The organism is Paenibacillus sp. FSL E2-0190 (genome assembly GCF_037992965.1).
GTDB classification, from domain to species: Bacteria; Bacillota; Bacilli; order Paenibacillales; family Paenibacillaceae; genus Paenibacillus_AQ; species Paenibacillus_AQ odorifer.
Window position 1 is genome coordinate 658,122 of the sequence record NZ_CP150306.1, and the last position, 18,356, is coordinate 676,477.

The 18,356-nt window shown below is 45.5% G+C and carries 16 protein-coding genes; 11 read left to right on the forward strand and 5 right to left on the reverse strand.

What is annotated here, in order from left to right; all coding sequences use genetic code 11:
* The first annotated feature begins 3 nt into the window (after window positions 1–3).
* Window positions 4–924, forward strand: coding sequence for a UTP--glucose-1-phosphate uridylyltransferase GalU (galU, locus tag NST25_RS02890; RefSeq protein ID WP_179088263.1), 921 nt, complete (start codon window positions 4–6; stop codon window positions 922–924).
* A 390-nt stretch (window positions 925–1,314) separates the two neighbouring features.
* Here the strand turns inward: galU and NST25_RS02895 are convergent, their stop codons facing one another.
* From NST25_RS02895 to NST25_RS02905, 3 genes are all read right to left on the reverse strand, one after another.
* Window positions 1,315–1,881, reverse strand: coding sequence for an FAD-dependent oxidoreductase (locus tag NST25_RS02895; protein WP_076124415.1), 567 nt, complete (start codon window positions 1,879–1,881; stop codon window positions 1,315–1,317).
* Between the two features lie 128 nt (window positions 1,882–2,009).
* Window positions 2,010–3,593 carry a HAMP domain-containing sensor histidine kinase gene (locus tag NST25_RS02900; protein WP_076186276.1) on the reverse strand — a complete coding sequence of 528 codons (1,584 nt, stop codon included), beginning with the start codon at window positions 3,591–3,593 and terminating at the stop codon, window positions 2,010–2,012.
* On the reverse strand, window positions 3,590–4,273 hold the full coding sequence (locus NST25_RS02905; protein WP_038568592.1) for a response regulator transcription factor: 684 nt from the start codon (window positions 4,271–4,273) through the stop codon (window positions 3,590–3,592). Before NST25_RS02905 ends, NST25_RS02900 begins: the two co-directional genes overlap by 4 nt.
* Before the next feature lie 475 nt (window positions 4,274–4,748).
* On the opposite strand from NST25_RS02905, the gene NST25_RS02910 reads away from it, so the two are divergent.
* The 3 genes from NST25_RS02910 (at window position 4,749) to NST25_RS02920 (ending at window position 9,671) form a co-directional block, all read left to right on the forward strand.
* On the forward strand, window positions 4,749–5,912 hold the full coding sequence (locus tag NST25_RS02910; protein WP_038568594.1) for a glucose-1-phosphate adenylyltransferase: 1,164 nt from the start codon (window positions 4,749–4,751) through the stop codon (window positions 5,910–5,912).
* A 122-nt stretch (window positions 5,913–6,034) separates the two neighbouring features.
* Complete coding sequence (gene glgD / locus NST25_RS02915; RefSeq protein WP_036676786.1) at window positions 6,035–7,138, forward strand: glucose-1-phosphate adenylyltransferase subunit GlgD; 1,104 nt, start codon at window positions 6,035–6,037, stop codon at window positions 7,136–7,138.
* Between the two features lie 100 nt (window positions 7,139–7,238).
* Window positions 7,239–9,671 (forward strand): glycogen/starch/alpha-glucan phosphorylase, encoded by a 2,433-nt coding sequence (locus tag NST25_RS02920; protein WP_076193750.1) that lies wholly within the window; start codon window positions 7,239–7,241, stop codon window positions 9,669–9,671.
* 81 nt (window positions 9,672–9,752) lie between these two features.
* On the opposite strand, the gene NST25_RS02925 is transcribed toward NST25_RS02920, so the two are convergent.
* Window positions 9,753–10,232, reverse strand: a complete 480-nt coding sequence (locus NST25_RS02925; RefSeq protein WP_036676791.1) for a GAF domain-containing protein — start codon at window positions 10,230–10,232, stop codon at window positions 9,753–9,755.
* A gap of 228 nt (window positions 10,233–10,460) precedes the next feature.
* Here NST25_RS02925 and NST25_RS02930 point away from each other — a divergent pair, with 228 nt between their 5' ends.
* From NST25_RS02930 to NST25_RS02945, 4 genes are all read left to right on the forward strand, one after another.
* Window positions 10,461–10,742 (forward strand): hypothetical protein, encoded by a 282-nt coding sequence (locus NST25_RS02930; protein ID WP_036676794.1) that lies wholly within the window; start codon window positions 10,461–10,463, stop codon window positions 10,740–10,742.
* A gap of 185 nt (window positions 10,743–10,927) precedes the next feature.
* Entirely contained in the window at window positions 10,928–11,482 is a 555-nt protein-coding gene (locus NST25_RS02935) for a GNAT family protein (protein WP_076279657.1), read from the forward strand.
* 30 nt (window positions 11,483–11,512) lie between these two features.
* Window positions 11,513–13,021 (forward strand): MDR family MFS transporter, encoded by a 1,509-nt coding sequence (locus NST25_RS02940; RefSeq protein ID WP_076124409.1) that lies wholly within the window; start codon window positions 11,513–11,515, stop codon window positions 13,019–13,021.
* Window positions 13,022–13,089: 68 nt separating this feature from the next.
* On the forward strand, window positions 13,090–13,467 hold the full coding sequence (locus NST25_RS02945; protein WP_339189404.1) for a hypothetical protein: 378 nt from the start codon (window positions 13,090–13,092) through the stop codon (window positions 13,465–13,467).
* 568 nt (window positions 13,468–14,035) lie between these two features.
* Here the strand turns inward: NST25_RS02945 and NST25_RS02950 are convergent.
* Window positions 14,036–14,503 (reverse strand): MarR family transcriptional regulator, encoded by a 468-nt coding sequence (locus tag NST25_RS02950; RefSeq protein WP_036676802.1) that lies wholly within the window; start codon window positions 14,501–14,503, stop codon window positions 14,036–14,038.
* Window positions 14,504–14,852: 349 nt separating this feature from the next.
* On the opposite strand from NST25_RS02950, the gene NST25_RS02955 reads away from it, so the two are divergent.
* From NST25_RS02955 to NST25_RS02965, 3 genes are all read left to right on the forward strand, one after another.
* Window positions 14,853–16,196, forward strand: coding sequence for an MFS transporter (locus NST25_RS02955; protein ID WP_340393284.1), 1,344 nt, complete (start codon window positions 14,853–14,855; stop codon window positions 16,194–16,196).
* A 160-nt stretch (window positions 16,197–16,356) separates the two neighbouring features.
* On the forward strand, window positions 16,357–17,097 hold the full coding sequence (locus NST25_RS02960; RefSeq protein ID WP_036676805.1) for an ABC transporter ATP-binding protein: 741 nt from the start codon (window positions 16,357–16,359) through the stop codon (window positions 17,095–17,097).
* Window positions 17,076–18,353: an ABC transporter permease gene (locus NST25_RS02965; protein ID WP_340393285.1), complete on the forward strand. Its 1,278-nt coding sequence runs from the start codon at window positions 17,076–17,078 to the stop codon at window positions 18,351–18,353. Before NST25_RS02960 ends, NST25_RS02965 begins: the two co-directional genes overlap by 22 nt.
* Window positions 18,354–18,356: the final 3 nt, after the last annotated feature.

Below are 18,356 nucleotides of genomic sequence, written 5' to 3' on the forward strand. Positions count from 1 at the left end.
TTCATGATGAAGATTAGAAAAGCTGTCATTCCCGCCGCGGGCTTAGGCACTCGTTTCCTGCCTGCCACTAAGGCTCAGCCAAAAGAAATGCTGCCCATTGTGGATAAACCAGCGATTCAATATATCGTAGAAGAAGCCGTCCGCTCTGGTATTGAAAGTATTATCATCGTGACCGGCCGCAATAAGAAGTCGATTGAAGATCATTTTGATAAATCGGTGGAGCTGGAGCAGACGCTTTTGGAAAAAGGGAAAGAGGATCTACTTCGTGAAGTCCAGCTAATCAGTGAGCTAGCGAGCATCCATTACATTAGGCAAAAAGAGCCGCTGGGACTAGGCCATGCCATCCTTTGTGCGGAACAATTTATCGGTGATGAACCTTTTGCTGTTTTGCTTGGTGACGATATTATGGTTTCGGAGGACCCGGCGCTGCTGCAGATGATGAGATTGTATGAGCAAGAGGAGCAGACTATCGTCGGTGTGCAGCAGGTGCCACGGCAGGAGGTTAACAAATATGGGATTATAGCCTCCAGCGGCTCACTAAATGGAGTTCATGAAGTAAAAGGACTGGTAGAGAAGCCCTCGCCTGAAACAGCTCCTTCAGAATACGCCATTATGGGGCGATACATTTTGGAGCCTACGATATTCTCAGTACTGGCTAACCTCGAACGTGGAGCGGGCGGGGAATATCAACTGACGGATGCTTTGCACGAGGTATGCCGGCAAGAAGGATTGCTGGCGCTGGATTTAATCGGCAAACGTTATGATATTGGTGATAAATTTGGTTACATTAAAGCCACGCTGGAGGTAGGTTTGATGCGGGAGGATTTGCTCCCATTATTGGTTCCGTATTTGCAGGAGCTGGCTGCTAGTCTTAAGGGAAGAGAAGAAGAAGTGGATTCCTTGCATTGGAGTATACACAGTTGAGGGAAAGGAACTGTTTCAAACGATCATAACATCGGCTTTGGCGGTGGGATGAGGTTTTGAAGCAGTTTTTTTGCGTGTGGTGTTCAAAGGACGGTGAGGGACGAGCAAATAAGTGTACTTTATACAATTAAAAGTATGGGGGGACAGCTGCAAATCGATTTAGTTGCACTTGATACATCTATATCTTCACATTTTAACTAGAATGCTCATTTAGTTTGTTTTTAGTTGCATAAAATACACTTAAAACAGCCGTGTGGGTGTTATTGCATGAAATAGCTGCATCAAGTGCAGTTATTTTTAAATTTCGTAACTTGGTTCTCCTGGGTGACGAAAAAATCCGAAAGACCGATTCCTAAGAATCATCCTCCGGATTTATGTTTTGAGTATAGATTAAGCTTTCAGCACATCATGATCAACGTAACGCGTACCATTTAACTCGCTAATTACATTAATAGCTACCTTCGCACCATCGCCTGCGGTAATAATGGCATGTACACTTACTCCAGCAACAGTACCAGCAGCCCAAATACCTGCGATATTCGTTTTGCCTTCAGCATCAACGGCTACTACAGTTTTGATTCTTGGCTCTGTACCATCCTTAGTCTCCACACCAGCTTTGGCAGCTAGATCTGTAAGGGCGCCTGTGGCAAGAATGACATGTTTTGCTTCATAGATAATTCCATCTTCAGTTTCAATGACAAAACCATTGCCGCTGGAGGTGAGGTTGATAGCCTGTTCGGAAACCAGCTCAGCGCCAAATTTAACGGCTTGCTTATGCCCGGTTTCGACCAGCTCAGGACCACCTACTTCGGAAATTCCATAAAAGTTCTCAAACCAACCTCTGCGGGTCATGCCCTTATCGTTGTCGATCAGCAGCGTTTTTTTGCCCGCCTTGGCGGCGAACAGGGCTGCGCTTGCACCGGCAGGACCGGCGCCAATTACGGCGATTTCGTACATGTATTTACCTCCTAAAAGTTTTGTGGAGCGATGCTCCTTAGAATGGACTACATAGCAAAACTGGCAACGAAAGCATACGCTTAAGTTTTGTGGAGCGATGCTCCAGTTCCTCTTAATTATAACGGTTGTTACTCTTCCTTGGCTAATCCTTCCTCGCAAGGCAGGCTAACCGTAAACGTTGTCCCCTCGCCAACGGTGCTATTTACACTAATCTTGCCGTGATGTGCCTCGACAATAGATTTTGTGATGGAGAGACCCAACCCTGATCCGCCGTATTTACGTGTGCGAGAGGAGTCACTGCGGTAGAATCGATCAAAGATATGTGGGATGTGCTCTCCGGGAATTCCGTAGCCATTATCCCGCACGCTTAATAGAGCTTGATTTCCTTCCGCTTGCAAAGAGAGATGAATGCTCCCTGTCGTGGCATTGGTATGCTGAACTGCATTGTGGAACAGATTCAGAATCACCTGCTTGAGCTTATAGGGATCATATTTACCACGGATGCCATAGGAGATATCAAATGTAACTTTACGTTGATCCGCGAGCAAAAGCAGATGCGGCTTCATTTCGTGAATTACCTCGCTGAGAATCAGATCAGTCATCTGCAGCTGTGGAGCTCCATCCATTCGAGCGAGCAGTAGCAGATCCTCGACCAGCTTGTTGATCCGTTTCGATTCACCATGCATGCTTCGCAACGAGTTATATAACTGTTCTTTATTATCGGCGGCGCCCCGCAGCAAGACCTCAAGAAAACCGTGTATTGAGGTAAGCGGAGTTCTAAGCTCGTGGGAAGCATCGGCAGCGAACCTGCGCATCTGCTCTTTGGCCTCCCGTTCATTATGAAAGGATATTTCGAGACGTTCGAGCATACCATTGAATGAATGAGCAAGCTTGTCGATCTCGGCTTGTCCTTGGTCAACTGGAAACCGAATGTCCAAATTACCGGCATTAATGATCTCAGCCGATTCTCCCATATTAGATAGAGGAACTAACGTCTTTCGCAGGGCCGGTAAGTATAGGAATAATCCAGTCAATAAAGCAATCACTGACAAACCTGCGTAGATCAGCAGCTGCTGCATTATCACATCCGTCAATGGCCCCGTGCTCACACTCATTTGCAGCAGCAATCTAGTATTTCCAGGCCTATAAAGATTCATGAATATGGCTAGATGTTCAGTGCCGTCTTCAGCTTGGATGAGCTTGTAATTTCCTGTCGCCCTATCCGTGGTGTGAATCAGCAGCGCATCGTATTGCTCATTGGTCAGCCTGGGTGCTGCTATATCTGAGAGGGTTAATTGCTGTAAATCCCTGAAGGTGCCATCCGAGCTGTACATGGCGAGAGTTGTATGGGCATCAAGCAGAAGCGGGCGCCGGTTCTCGCCAGTTCGCAGCCCACTTGGCATTTTATTCATGTCTTCTCTTTCCAACGGGAAATTGCTGTTAAACTCGTTGTTCGTGTCATTTATGCCTGTGCTATCCTCGTCATAGGAATTAAAAAAGTTAAAAAACATCTCACGGGGGACAGAACGTATTTGCGCTTCCATAGACTCGGCTCTATTGCTGTATATAAAATCTCGCATAAGGATATATTGTAAGACTCCAATTAGCAGCAGCAATCCTGATAGAATAAGCAGCGATGTGGCAAGCAGCTGTTTACGCAAGGAACGTGGTGCAGGCAGTCTGCGAAGCCATCTGAAGATGGGAGTGCTCATAGATCCACCCGGTAGCCTGCGCCCCGCAGGGTACGGATAATACGGTGCTCCTTATCTCCGAGCTTCTCACGAAGCGAACGGATATAGACCTCAACAATATTTTCCTCACCGCCAAAATCATAGCCCCACACTTTATCAAGAATCATAGGCTTGCTGAGTACAAGGCCGTGATTGATAACGAGATACTGTAATAACTCGTATTCCGTAGGGGAGAGTTCAAGTACTTCCTCCCTGAAGCGAATTTCCTTTCGCCGACTGTCAATTCGGAAAGGACCGCAGCGGACCTCACCTAGCAGCCCCGGAAACTGATTCCGCAGCCGCGCTTGGATCCGCGCTAGTAATTCATCAAAGCTGAAGGGCTTGACCATATAGTCGTCAGCACCAATAGATAGTCCTTTTACGCGATCATCCACTTCGTCTTTTGCAGTAAGCATGATGACAGCTACCTCTGTCTCTTCTGAGCGCAGATAGTGACATACCTCGAATCCATCCATACCCGGCATCATCACATCCAGGATAGCTACATGGGGCTTGAATTCAGCTGCAATCGAAATGGCGCTTAGCCCGTCCGACGCGGTTCGTACTTCAAAACCTTCGTTAAGGAGACCCAGCTCCAGGAACTGTAATATATGAGGCTCATCATCTACGAGCAGAAGTCGAACTCCTTGTACTGCTTTCATCATAGGTTCCTCCAAATCGGTGATAGATAGCTTCATTATGCCATATCCGGTTGAATGTTTGCTGAAGACCGAATGATTCTTTTTCTAGAATAAATGAGTGAATTTCTTTCACATGGCTTTAAATTGGTTAATCTAGTTATAAGGAATATTAACGTGTTTAATGACAAACAGGGTTAAAAATTCCGGATTTTCGGAATTGCGATAAAGGGTTTTGACGAAGAATATAGAACACTTTACAATAAGGATAATCTCCTGATTCAGGCTCCTGATTTTGGAGAATGCTCTCCCTATTTTAGGTTAGATCATCCGAACGTGTAAAATTTCCTTCCTCGTTTTTTCAACTTTGTCATCTTCCTATCAAGGCTCATTTCTTTCTGGTGTATTTCTTTTCTAATTCACTTCTTTTTGGAATTCTGTTCATTCATCCTAGGTTTGCTGAACTTTATATTACCCATAAGTCAAGGGAGGCTTTTCCATGAAGAAAAAAGAAATGGTAGCCATGCTATTGGCTGGAGGCCAAGGCAAAAGATTGAAAGGTTTAACCAAATCGCTTGCCAAGCCCGCTGTCTATTTTGGGGGCACTTATCGGATCATCGACTTTCCTTTAAGTAACTGCTCCAACTCGGGTATTGATACTGTCGGTGTATTGACACAGTATGAGCCACTTATACTACATTCTTACATCGGAGTAGGCAGTGATTGGGATTTGAACCGTAAGAATGGTGGAGTATTCGTATTGCCACCGCATGAACGTGAGAATGGAAGCAGCTGGTATCGGGGAACAGCCGATGCGATTTATCGAAATCTTAAATTTGTAGATCAGTTCGACCCCGAGCATGTTCTTATTCTATCCGGTGATCACATTTATAAAATGGATTATCATGCTATGCTGCAATACCACAAGGAGAGAAACGCAGATTGCACGATTTCTGTGATTGACGTTCCGCTGGAGGAAGCAAGTCGATTTGGAATCTTAAATACGGAGGACGATCTGAAAATTTACGAATTTGAAGAGAAGCCTGCACAGCCAAAAAGCACGCTAGCTTCTATGGGTGTGTACATCTTTAAATGGGAAATTCTCCGCAAGCATTTACTGGAGGACGGAGAGAATATAGGGTCATCTCACGATTTTGGTAAGGATATCATTCCTTTGATGCTGGAAGACGGGAACTCTTTATTTGCGTACCCTTTTGAAGGGTATTGGAGAGACGTTGGTACGGTAGCAAGCCTGTGGGAAGCGAATATGGATTTACTGAGCGATAATCCACCGCTTAATCTAAATGATCCCAGCTGGCGCATATTTACACGCAATCCGAATCAACCTGCTCAATATGTCGCACCTGGGGCGAAAGTGTCAGGATGCATTATTAATGAAGGCTGCATTGTGCATGGTGAAGTGAAGCACTCGGTTCTTTTTTATGGCGTAGAAGTAGGTGAAGGCAGTGTGATTACGGACTCCGTAATTATGCCTAAGGTTAAGATTGGTAAGAACGTACGCATTCATAAAGCGATTATTAGTGAAAATACGGTAATCGACGATTATATGGAAATAGGCATCGAGCGGGAGAACGAGAACGAAATTCTGCTGATCGACAATAAAAGCAAAAAACGTAAATCAGCTGTGGCCAAAACCATATAATCAAGCTAAAACGCCTTCGGCGTCCTTCTAGGGACGGTAAGCGTTTATGCGAGATTTATAAGGATAAAGTATATAGTGAAACTTATACTTTCTTATAAATTATAAGAGGACGGTGGATTCCGATGAAGCAACTCATGGGTGTAATTAATCTGGATCATGAACTCGATAAATTAAATGAACTCACTTATTTCCGCTGTGGTGCAGCCGTACCTTTTGCCAGTCGTTATCGGTTGATAGATTTCGTGCTTTCCAATATGATGCGTGCGGATCTGGAGAGCGTGGGCCTGTTTGTTCGCCGTAAATACCGTTCTTTAATGGACCATTTGGGTGACGGGAAATCTTGGGATATGAATCGCAAGCATGGGGGACTATTTATTTTGCCTCCGGACTGGAATGATCCCACCGATACTTCTCTTGGCGACCTTCAGCATTATCATAATAATCTGGATCTTTTTAAACGGGGATCTGCTAAATATATTGTGTTTTCCGGCAGCCAGCATATTAATACTATCGATCTCCAGGACTTGTACAGCTACCATTTGGAGAAGGGTGCCGATGTTACAGTAGTATACAAAAAAATAGAGCAATTACAGCCAGAGCATGAGTTATGCCAGCGTATTGAAGTGGACGAAGAGAATAATGTGACCAATATCCATCATGAGAAGGATCATCCCAATTTATATCTCGATATCTTCATTATGGAGAAAAAACTGTTCCTGGAGCAGGTGGAACATTGCATTGCACATGGGGAGAGTTACTTTTTCCGTGATGTGATCCAGAAAAACCGCCATAAATTCAAAATCGCTGCTTATGAGTATCATGGCTATCATGCCGTAATTAATTCATTGGAAAGCTATTATAAGAATAGTCTGGAGCTGCTTCAGCAGGAGAATTACTTTAGTCTGTTCAAAGAAAGTCCAGTGCAGACGAAGATTAAATATGAGGCTCCTACCCGATATTTAGAGAGCGCAAATGTCAGCAATTCACTGGTGGCTAACGGCTGCATTATAGCTGGAACGGTGGAGAACAGCGTGATCTTTCGTGGGGTTCAGGTACGTAAAGGAGCGAAGATCATCAACTCTGTAATTATGCAGAAGTGCATTATAGAGGAAGATGCTGTTATTGAGAATGTGATCATGGATAAGGACGTACATTTAAGTAAGAATCGAATTCTCGTCGGGGATAGTAAACGTCCATTTGTGATCGCCAAGAGCAGCAAAATATAAACCAACTGGATTAGATGAAACGAAACAGTATAACCTATCTGATCTACAGGCATAGTCTAATGCATCCCTAAAAAAAGCTTTTGTCAGGAGGAACCTGCTGTTGTTTAACGATAAAGAAACTTTCAAACAGGTGTTTCGCGAGACGCTCATCAGTAAATTGGGCAAACCTTTGGAGGAAGCCTCGAATGCTGATGTCTATAAAATATTAGGCAACATGATTCGCGAGAATGCCGGGAAAAATTGGGCGGATACCAATCAAAAGTATAAGACGGATAAGGATAAGCAGGTATACTATTTTTCTATGGAGTTTCTGATCGGAAGACTTCTGGGGAACAATCTGCTGAATATGGGCGTGCTGGAGGTCGTGCGTGAGGGATTGGCCGATCTTGGTTTCTCGCTGCAGGATATAGAGGAGGTAGAAGCCGACGCTGGGCTTGGCAATGGAGGACTTGGACGTCTAGCTGCTTGTTTCTTGGATTCACTGGCCTCCCTGCAATATGCGGGGCATGGTTGCGGCATACGTTATAAATACGGCCTGTTCGAGCAGAAAATCGTTGACGGGTATCAGGTGGAACTGCCCGATTACTGGCTGCAAAATGATAATGTATGGGAAGTGCGTCGTGAAGACAAGCAGGTAGAAGTAAGGTTCTGGGGCGTGATTGAGACTCGCGAGGAGAACGGGCGTCTTGTCTTTGAGCATAGTCAATATGAGGCCGTTCGTGCAGTTCCGTATGATGTGCCTATCATTGGTGCAGATCGGCGGCATGTGAATACACTGCGCAACTGGAGCGCGGAGTCCATCACCCAGCCTACCAGAACCTTTGGCTCTTTTGCCGGATCAGACTATCATAAATTTCTGGAATATAAGCGTTCCGTAGAATCCATCTCGGAGTTCCTGTATCCGGATGACTCTCAATACGAAGGCAAGCTGTTGCGGTTGAAGCAGCAATACTTCCTCTGCAGCGCTGGCCTGCAAAGTATTCTGCGAACCTTTGGAAAGCTTGGACTCCCTATACAATCGCTGCCCGACAAGGTTGCACTTCATATCAATGATACACATCCGACGCTTGTAATTCCTGAATTGCTGCGGATTCTGATGGATGTACATGGATTAGGATGGGATGAAGCGTGGAGTATTACAACTCGTATGGTGTCCTATACAAATCATACGATCTTGAGCGAAGCCCTGGAGAAATGGCCTATTCAAATGGTCAGGGACTTGCTTCCACGTATTTTTCTTATTATTGAAGAGATCAATGCCCGCTTCTGCGGCGAGCTGATGAGTCGTTATCCCGGTGATCAGGACCGGATTTCACAGATGGCAATTATTCATGACGATCAGGTTCGCATGGCTCATCTGGCGATTGTGGCGAGCCATAGTGTCAATGGGGTAGCAGCGCTGCATACAGAAATATTGATGAAACGCGAAATGCGGCTCTTTAATGAAATGTACCCGCACCGCTTCAATAATAAGACGAATGGGATTACTCACCGGCGTTGGCTGATGCATGCCAATCCGGATCTGGCTAACCTTATCAATCAATCGATAGGAACCCGCTGGATGAGCCATCCGCAAGAGATGATTGGCTTGATTAAATATTGTGAGGATGCTTCCTTTCAGGAACAAGTAGCCAGCATTAAACGGCGGAATAAGCTCAAGTTGGCTGAATACATTTACAGCAAGCATTCAGTACATGTAGACCCCGACTCTATCTTTGATGTTCAGGTGAAGCGCCTGCATGCTTATAAGCGGCAGCTGCTAAATATTTTGCATATTCTGCATATGTACAACCAAATCAAAGATAATCCTTCGATGGATATGGTACCGCGCACGTTTATATTCGGAGCAAAGGCGGCACCAAGCTATCATTTGGCGAAGCGAATTATCAAGCTGATCAATACTGTGGCGGAGGCTGTCAACAAAGATCCGGATGTTAAAGGCAAGATTCGTATCTTTTTCCTTGAGAATTATTCGGTATCTTTGGCCGAGAAGATCATTCCTGCTGCGGATATTAGTGAACAGATTTCTACAGCGAGTAAAGAGGCTTCCGGTACGGGGAATATGAAGTTTATGATGAACGGTGCATTAACCGTAGGTACGATGGACGGCGCTAACGTGGAAATGCATGAGATGGTAGGGGACAACAATATGTTCCTGTTCGGTCTTCGTGCTGAGCAGGTAATGGATTATTATCAGCATGGCGGCTATCACGCACGTGATATCTACAATGGGGATAGCCGTGTGAAGGAAGTATTGGATCAGTTGGTTAATCCGGGACCTATATGCTGTCATGGTGCGGAGTTTGAGACCATTTTCCATTCTCTTTTGGATAATAACGATGAATTCTTTGTGCTTAAGGATTTCGCAAGTTATGTCGAGACTCATGTCGAGATTGACCGGGCATACCGCAACCGTCAGGAGTGGCTGAAAAAGTCTATTATAAATATTGGTCATTCCGGTAAATTCTCAAGTGATAACACGATTAGCCGCTACGCGGCGGAGATTTGGAATATCAGTCCGGTACGGCTATAGGCTCAACAAGAATAGGCTGTCTTATAAGTAGGAGATTCCTACAAATGAGACAGCCTATTTCTTATGCTCTATAGAGCTGCTTTAGATAACTTCCGATACCAGGGCTGCGAACCGCTCCAGGAACCGGCGTTCCTCATCATCAAAACGATCTTTCAGCGGACTGTCGATGTCGAGTACGCCAAGCAAACGATCATCCTTGATCAGCGGGACGACAATTTCGCTGTTTGAAGCGGCGTCACAGGCGATATGTCCCGGGAATGCATGCACATCTCCTACTACTAACGTGCGTCGTTCCGCAGCAGCCGTTCCGCAGACTCCACGAGACAACGGGATGCGGATGCAGGCAGGAAGACCTTGGAAAGGCCCGAGCACAAGCTCCTTGCCATCAAATAAATAAAAACCGGCCCAATTCGTATCCGGCATAGCGTGTTTAAGCAGTGCCGAAGCATTGGCCAGGTTGGCCGTTGCACTTGGTTCGTCCTTTACTAATGCTTCTAGTTGGATTAGAACCGCTTCAAACTGCTCGTTGCGTGTTCCATCGTAAGGCATAGCTTGAAACATGAAGCATCACCTTCCTGTACTTTAAATTCAAATATGAACTCCTAACTGTAATTATCAACATAGTACAGCTAGACATAATACGTCAAGCGACAATACCAATCTGTAACAATATGGAATCTTCCATGAAGTCCATGAAATGCGGAACAGCCACAATAATGTTTCCGGGGATCGGTCAGAGGGTAATGCTAGTATAAATACCGAAGGCTATATAGCCGGAAGAGGTGGAATATGCGCGCTGATGTACAGAACTTGTTCATAGGAATTCATATGCTTTATTGTGCACGGGATAAAGATGTGACGATCTCAGAGATGCTGCTCGGACTTGAAGATCTGGGGTATCGTGTAGGAGAACGCGAAGTGAAACAGGAATTGGAAAAGCTGACACTGGACAACTTTCTGACTGCCCATACCGAAGGGTACAGTATTACGGGGACTGGAATTGAAGAGTTCAAGGATATTCGAGCCAAACTTCAGGTGTTATGCAGTGAAGTTATTCATGAAGCGGAATGAAATCATTGTAGTTAAGTTTAATAAAAAGACGTCTGCATTTAGGGAGTGTTTGCTCCCTGCTGCAGACGTCTTTTTACGTTAACGCGTAGAATTTGTTCTTTTCAATGTTAAAGAATTTAGAACTTTTATCTTAAGGATATACTCTTGAATGATGTATAATTGATAAGTTGAAGGGGGGCAGAGACTTGTATATCTGCAATGGAGTGATACCCACACTGGTCGGCAGTAGAGTGAAGCTGTGTGCTATGACTACTGAACATGCTTCAGCATTGTATCAGATCTGGTCTCATCCAGAGGTCACCCGCTGGCTGGGGGCTCCAGCATTATCCTCTATCGAAGAGACTAAGCAACTGATTGCATTTTTATCACAGATGGCTCAGGAAGAGGACAGCTTACGCTGGAGTATTGTAGGACCCGGAGGTGAAGTTATAGGGAGCTGCGGGTATAACTATTGGCAGTTACAGGGAGCTTACCGCGGGGAAATTGGCTGCGATCTGGCGCCTGCCTTTTGGGGGCTTGGATATATGAAAGAAGCGCTTGGTTTAGTGCTCAACTTCGGCTTCAATAGGATGGGGCTGAATCGGATAGAAGCGCTGTGTCATCCTGATAATAATCGTGCGGAGAGGCTGGTTCAAACGCTCGGATTTCAGAAGGAAGGTATACTGCGTCAATATCGTCAGACCCCTTCCGGCTTTCAGGATGTGACTCTGCATGCGCTTCTGCGTGGGGAATGGCAATGATTTGATTACATAAAGAGAGGGTTTGGAACATTGAAGTCAACAGGGGATTTAGAACGTAAATTAATACTGATAGGGGTGCTGCTAGCTACCTTTTTGGCTGCGATTGAAGGAACGGTAACAGGACCAGCGGGTCCAGCTATCGTAGGTGAATTTCAGGGAATGCAGTGGCTTAGCTGGATATTCACTTCTTATTTGCTGGCAATGGCTATTACTACTCCTATTTTCGGCAAAATCAGTGACCTCTTTGGACGCAAGCCGGTGTTCATGTGGGGGGCAGCTGTTTTTTTATTAGGCTCATTATTATGCGGTATTTCGCAAAGTATGGAGCAGCTGATCCTGTTCCGGGCAATACAGGGGATTGGCGCGGGTGCGCTCATTCCAATGACCTTTACCATTATCGGGGATATTTACAGTATTGAAGAGAGAGCGAAGACACAAGGATTACTTAGCTCTGTATGGGGGATTTCCTCTTTGGTAGGCCCTCTTCTTGGAGGATATGTTGTAGATTACCTAAGCTGGCGCTGGGTATTTGTCTTTAATCTGCCATTTGGTTTACTAGCAATGGTATTTATTGCCCGTTATTTGAAGGAAGAAAAGGTACGCCGGAAAGCACAAATTGATGTGGCAGGGGTGCTGCTGTTCGCTGCTGGTATGGGCGCATTACTCTTCGGTCTCTCCACAGGAGGACAGAATCTGGAGTGGACATCCCCACTGCTAATTGCAACTCTAAGTGTGGCTGTTATCCTGCTAGTCTTATTTTTCTTTGTGGAGCGTCGTGCTCCTGAACCTATGTTGCCGCTGGGTCTATTCTCGAACCGCAATATCGCAGTATCTACAGGCGCTAACCTGCTGGTAAGCACATTAATTATTGGGCTTTCTACGTATGTGCCATTATGGGTGCAGGGTGTATCCGGAAAAAGCGCCGCCATCTCAGGTTTGCTACTGGCGCCGATGTCGGTAGGCTGGATGTTTGGTTCGATCGCCGGAGGGCGGATGATTCTAAAAGCGGGTTCGCGTCGAACCGCAATGCTTGGATTGATTATGATCGCTGCCGGGGCTATTGGTCTGGCTTTCTTAACAGGGGAGTCTTCACAGCTGCTGCTCTTATGCTTGATGCTGGTCTGTGGAGTTGGCTTTGGGTATTCTTCTACAGTCTTTACGATTATCGCGCAGTCCTCTGTTGCGTATGAGCAACGGGGAGCATCTACAGCGCTTAATGCGTTCACGCGTTCTTTAGGACAGACTGTTGGGGTGGCTATTTTTGGTTCCTGGCTGAACTTGAATATTGATAAGCTGTTAAGAAAACAACCAGATTCGAACATCTCAGGAGATGATATTAATAAGCTGCTTGGATCACATGCAGGAACCAACCTGTCTGGGGAAGTATCAAACAGTCTGCGTGATGCCCTTGAAGGTGGTCTTCATTCATTATTTATCGTAATGGCAGTTTTCGCTGTTTTGTCGCTGATAATTTCCTGGGGTTTGCGCAAGGGTGTGCCTTCAGTAGAGGATGCTTCATCGTCCTTGAAAAAGGCATAACTTATTAGGTAGATAGCGTGTTAAAGTGGTTGAACCATACGAATTAACTCCCTGGAGTGGAGTACGGAGTGACGCATGGAATGACCGACGGTGTGGCATATGGAATGACGCATGGAGTGACGTACGGAAAGACACATGGAATGACACACGGAAAGACGCATGGAATCACGCACGGAAAGACGCATGGACTAACGGAGAGTAGCACATGGAATGACGTATGGAGTGACACATGGAATGACACATGGAATAACGGATGGGTGGCACGCCAGATTGATGCAACCTCTAGAGTAGAGCGTCGATGGAAGCAGTGGAAGCAATCGTTAGGCAAATTTAGTTGTATTTTGTACAACTATAATCCTGCCGTTAACTCTTCAATGGATATAGCTGTATTTAGTACATCTATTTTCTTGATTTACTCGCCTAGGGGTACTTTTTCTGGTTTTTAATTGTACAGAATACACTTAAAGTTAGAATAATCCGATTTGCATACGAAATAGCTGTATAGAATGCAGTTATTCCTTTAGTTACTGCTCAGGTTCCCATCAAGATCGGGCGGCGAAAATATAGCGGGTTATATCAAAAGTGGATTTTACTGAGAGTTATAGTTACGGTTAGCTAGAAGGGACGTCCAATCGGAAGCGTGCACGCCAAGTCCAATCGGAGGTGTGCTACGCCAAATCCAGTCGGAAGTGTGCTCGCTAGTCCTGCCGAATAAGGATGACTATGATCCGAGGTTTGCCAAAAGCGGATCTCAAGGTCCGTCTTCGGCATCGACTTACTGCCCTAACTGATCAGTTCTCAACTAATGTTCGGCTAACGGAGGCTGTAAAAAGGCACTCAAATTTTGCTCAGAGGGGTCATAAGGACTTATATCATCTGCTCAAGTAAGCTGCCGCAGAACAAAGAAAACCAATGGGCGATTCTCAAATAAATCGGAGAATCGCCTATTGGTTTTCTTTTTACTATTAACAGAAATCAATAACAGCTTGTCTAAAACACATAAATAAGCGACTCTTACTTACGAGGAAGAGGGGATAGCTTCTCAGCTTGTAGACCCATCTTTTTGAGCAGAACAATCATTTGTTCCTTCTCATCATCATTCAGACCGCTGAAAGCAAGATGCAGGCGTTCTGAATATTTCGGATACATCTCATTCATGAGACGTTCACCTTCCGTAGTCAGCTCCGCAAAAATCACACGGCGGTCGCTCGGACAAGGCTTACGCTGCAAATAGCCGCGTTCCTCAAGCTTATCGATTACGTAAGTAACGTTGCCGCTTTGCAGCAGCAGCTTGGCGCCAATTTGTTGAATGGGTTGTGGTCCCTTATAGTACAACACTTCCATAACGGCAAAGGCAGTCGGATTAAAACCTTCAATTTTGCTGCCGGTAACAGCATGTTCATTAATGCTCTTAAAAGACTTGGCAAATACCCGGTACAAATGTAGTGTTAATTGCGTATCACGTTCGTAAGATTGTATCATGCTTCTCCACCCTCTATCGTTAATCATGTGTGAACTCATCGCACAGTTTGCAATCAATAGTCATTAGTGCACGGGTTACCTGTGCAACGAACCTTGAGATAACCTTAGAATACGTGAAAGAGCGAATGAAGAACATGTGATTTGTCACAATGAGCACACTTTTAATTATTAAAAATCAAACAATTTTTTAAATACGATAAAAACGAAGGTTTTTTTGATTTCAGTCTTTGAAAGGATAAGAATTTCAGCCTTAGGTTCAAGCGCTATTTACGCCTCCAGACGGATGATTGATGTTCTCCAATATTTTACTATTACTTCATCGAGAAATAGTAACGGGGAGTGAAGTAAGATGGAGGAACGGCTGGCTCATGATTCAAAAGAAGGAAAGCTAACGGCGAATAAGCCCTTTATGCTGCTTATTGCCGCACAGCTTGTATCGAATGTGGGAGACTGGTTGCATATCCTAGCGCTACTGACAATGGTAGGTTTTAAATGGAATGCGACACCGTGGGAAATTACGGCTATATCTTTATGTATGGCTGTGCCGTTGCTCTTAGGAGGACCGTTCGCAGGTTATTTAAGTGATCGTTTTAACCGCAAGGCGCTGATGATTGGTTCGGATCTAGCTCGTGCCGGAATCGTTGTTTGTTTGGTATTTGCAGGTTCTCTCTGGCAGGTATATGTCCTGCTGGTGGCTAAAGGGATCATGGATGTACTCTTTTCACCAGCCAAAAGCGGAAAGCTCAAGGAGCTTGTCCCTGCGGCCCAGATGGATAAAGCCATGGCGCTTAGCTCATCTATTGAACAAATAACCAAAATTGTAGGTCCTGCTCTAGGTGGACTGCTGGTTGCCGCATTTGGTATTGCCGCTTGTTATGTGATTGACTCGGCTACCTTCATTTTATCGGCGGTCATCTTAATAGGACTGCCGCGTGCGGCTGCACTGAAGAAAGATGCAGCAGAGGATAGCACAGGGGAGAATGGTGCTCAGAAGTCTTTTCGCCAAGAAATGTCGGCGGGTCTGCAGGTGATCGCGGGAATGCCTGTAGTACTTTGCGGGATTGCTATGCTGGTGCTAGTGCTGCTAATGCTGCAAATTGGTGATTCGCAGATTGTAACGTTATTCCGGGAAATTCCGGGTGTGAACGGTGATCTGCTGGGTTGGTGTGTGGCAGCCAGTGGTCTTGGCACCTTACTGTCAGCCCTGCTTGTAAGCCGTATAGGCAGTGGTAAACATACGCTCGTCTTTATGGGATTGGGAGCTGTAATTATGGGGGTTGTTTTCTCAAGTGCAGGAATTGTAACTGCCCACGGTCAGGCTGGATTATGGATGAACATCGCTTTATTTGGTTCTTTTATGTTTGCTGGTGTGGGAGCAGGCCTTGCATTCATTCCCTTCAATTCTATGCTGCAACAGCGGACCCCTGCGGAATACACGGGCCGTGTATTTGGAACTATAGGCAGTCTAACAAGTGCGGCTGTTATCTTGGGACCTGTGGCCGGTGGGGCTTTAGTTACAGCGTCAGGACCTGTCCCGGCTTTCATTCTCTCTGGTTTGCTTACAGCCCTGCTCGGAGTGTTACTGTTAATGCTGCGTGGTAAAATCGAGCGTAGAGATGAAGCGGCAATTAAACGTGAAGAAGAAATTTCAGCAACAAATAACCTAGAGCTTCTCGGACAGACCTCTCTTTAATGGGAGGTTTCTTTTTTAAATAGGAGAGTAGTTCTCTGAGCTGTGAAAAAATCAGTTTGCTTCCTTGGAAAAAGTATATATAGTACGATTAGAGAAGCTATCTTTCTGGATTGGAATTTCGATAATAATATTCATTAGAAATATTTAGGAGTTGGCGAATATGGAGAATGTAGAAATAACAGGGGATACCGAGAGCGACGAAGAGATTGTACTCGATGTTGAGATCGATGAAGCAGGCTATGAAGCAGGTGCCCCATGCATATTCGATATTTCATTTCAGGTGCGGCGTGGACAGCTGCTCGGACTGATCGGACCAAACGGTGCGGGAAAAAGTACTACAATCAAAACACTGCTCGGTTTGCTTAAGAATACCAAAGCTAAGGTCTCCTTTAATGGAGTTAATAAATCCTATGCTTATGTACCGGAGCAGCCGGTGTTTTATGAGGACCTGACCTTATGGGAGCACTTAGATTTGGCTGCTGCTGCTTATGGACTAAAATATGAGCAGTTTCAAGAAACGGCGGAGAGGTTACTGAAGCAGTTCGGCATGAATCATGTCCGTGATGATCTTCCAGCTGGCTTCTCTAAGGGTATGAAACAGAAAATGATGCTGATGCTTGGCTTTTTGGTGCAGCCGGATGTTTATATTGTGGACGAGCCTTTTATCGGCTTGGATCCTCGGGCCACTAAAGATTTCCTGCGACTGCTGGAAGCGGAGCGGCAGCGCGGAGCTGGTGTATTAATGTCTACGCATGTATTGGATACTGCTGAGAAAATTTGCGATGATTTTGTGCTGATCTCGGGTGGCAGGGTTGCCGCTGCTGGAACGCTCGAAGATATACGTGATTATGCTGGGTTGCCGGAGGCGTCGTTGTTTGATTGCTTCGACGAACTGACATGAGTAAGCAGAAGCAGCGAGGGTTTGCTTTTCCTACCTCCAAAAAGCTATTCTGGCGGCGATTATTTTCTCATTGGCGTGAGCAATCTGCTATTATCCGTACGGCTGCCGATTGGACTGTGCTGTTATATATACTGATTCCCGGGGGATTTCTGGGAGGACGGTTATATTACGGGTTCTGGAACGAGGCATTGCCAGCTTGGAGTGGAGATTTGCCGTTTATGCTCATTCCTTCATTATTAGTGCTCCTGCTCTGTAGAGGGGGACTGGTGCTATTATTGCAGGAAGGCGATCTATTATTTCTAAGACAACGGCAGCGATGGATAAATACGATTATGTTTCGCGGGTTGCTGTACAGCCTGATCGTAACATCGTTGAAGTTCTGTGCAGCTTTTGTGCTGTTATTACCTTTTCTGGTTCGGGGATATGGAATGCTGTCATCGGAGGTATGGGCGCTGTTCGCTCTGACTTTGGCATGTAGCTGGTGCGTTAAATTACTTGGGCATATTGTAAAAGTACAAAAGCAAGGCTGGCGGCGCTGGCTGTGGCTGATTCTGGCCATCTCCGTTCCTTGTGGGATTTATTTCCGTGCAGCTACGTTTTGGAACAACAGTCCAGTTTTTATGCTGCTGATCGCAGCACTCTTTGCAGTCGTAGCGGTAATCGCTCTTCAGCGGCGTATAGTGATGCGTGGGACATTCATGAACGATGTGCGTGAAGATTATAAGCAGCGGATGAAAATAGCGGCCCTATTACTCCGCGGTGTACTGGATAAGCCACGTCCGACCCGCCATAAGCCGTGGATTTTCCGGAAATCACAGCCTTTGCTAAAATCAAAAACTGCCGAGAATCGTTTCTCTGCGGCAGCGATTAAGGCACTTGTACGGAATCCGGCTCATTTAAAGCTCTACTTATCGTTTACTGCTGTGTCCCTTCTAGCGATATTTATCATTCCATCAGGGTTCAAATGGCTGGGCTTTATAGTTTTAGTTTCTCTCATGACCAATTGGCTGTTGTCGTTCTGGTCGTTATTCGTGGGAGATGATTACATCGGAATTCTGCCGTTTTCAAAGGAACAAAAAGCCGAAGCGGGGCTGCGTGCGGTCCCTATCTTACTGCTTCCTTTTTCAATCATTTGTTCTGCGCTGATCTGTATTTCCTTATATGGATGGTTTGGGATTATCCTGTTCATCCCGCTAGGTTATATCGTTGCACTGTTTAGCTCAAGAATATTTGGAACTTTTCGCTTAGCGAAATAAAGA

Coding starts and splice junctions, on each gene's coding strand:
- NST25_RS02905 (WP_038568592.1), bottom strand. CDS start 4,273: ATGAAAGCAGTACAAGGAGTTCGACTTCTGCTCGTAGATGATGAGCCT.
- NST25_RS02950 (WP_036676802.1), bottom strand. CDS start 14,503: ATGATACAATCTTACGAACGTGATACGCAATTAACACTACATTTGTAC.
- NST25_RS02960 (WP_036676805.1), top strand. CDS start 16,357: ATGGAGAATGTAGAAATAACAGGGGATACCGAGAGCGACGAAGAGATT.
- glgD (WP_036676786.1), top strand. CDS start 6,035: ATGAAGCAACTCATGGGTGTAATTAATCTGGATCATGAACTCGATAAA.
- NST25_RS02910 (WP_038568594.1), top strand. CDS start 4,749: ATGAAGAAAAAAGAAATGGTAGCCATGCTATTGGCTGGAGGCCAAGGC.
- NST25_RS02925 (WP_036676791.1), bottom strand. CDS start 10,232: ATGTTTCAAGCTATGCCTTACGATGGAACACGCAACGAGCAGTTTGAA.
- NST25_RS02900 (WP_076186276.1), bottom strand. CDS start 3,593: ATGAGCACTCCCATCTTCAGATGGCTTCGCAGACTGCCTGCACCACGT.
- galU (WP_179088263.1), top strand. CDS start 4: ATGATGAAGATTAGAAAAGCTGTCATTCCCGCCGCGGGCTTAGGCACT.
- NST25_RS02930 (WP_036676794.1), top strand. CDS start 10,461: ATGCGCGCTGATGTACAGAACTTGTTCATAGGAATTCATATGCTTTAT.
- NST25_RS02895 (WP_076124415.1), bottom strand. CDS start 1,881: ATGTACGAAATCGCCGTAATTGGCGCCGGTCCTGCCGGTGCAAGCGCA.
- NST25_RS02955 (WP_340393284.1), top strand. CDS start 14,853: ATGGAGGAACGGCTGGCTCATGATTCAAAAGAAGGAAAGCTAACGGCG.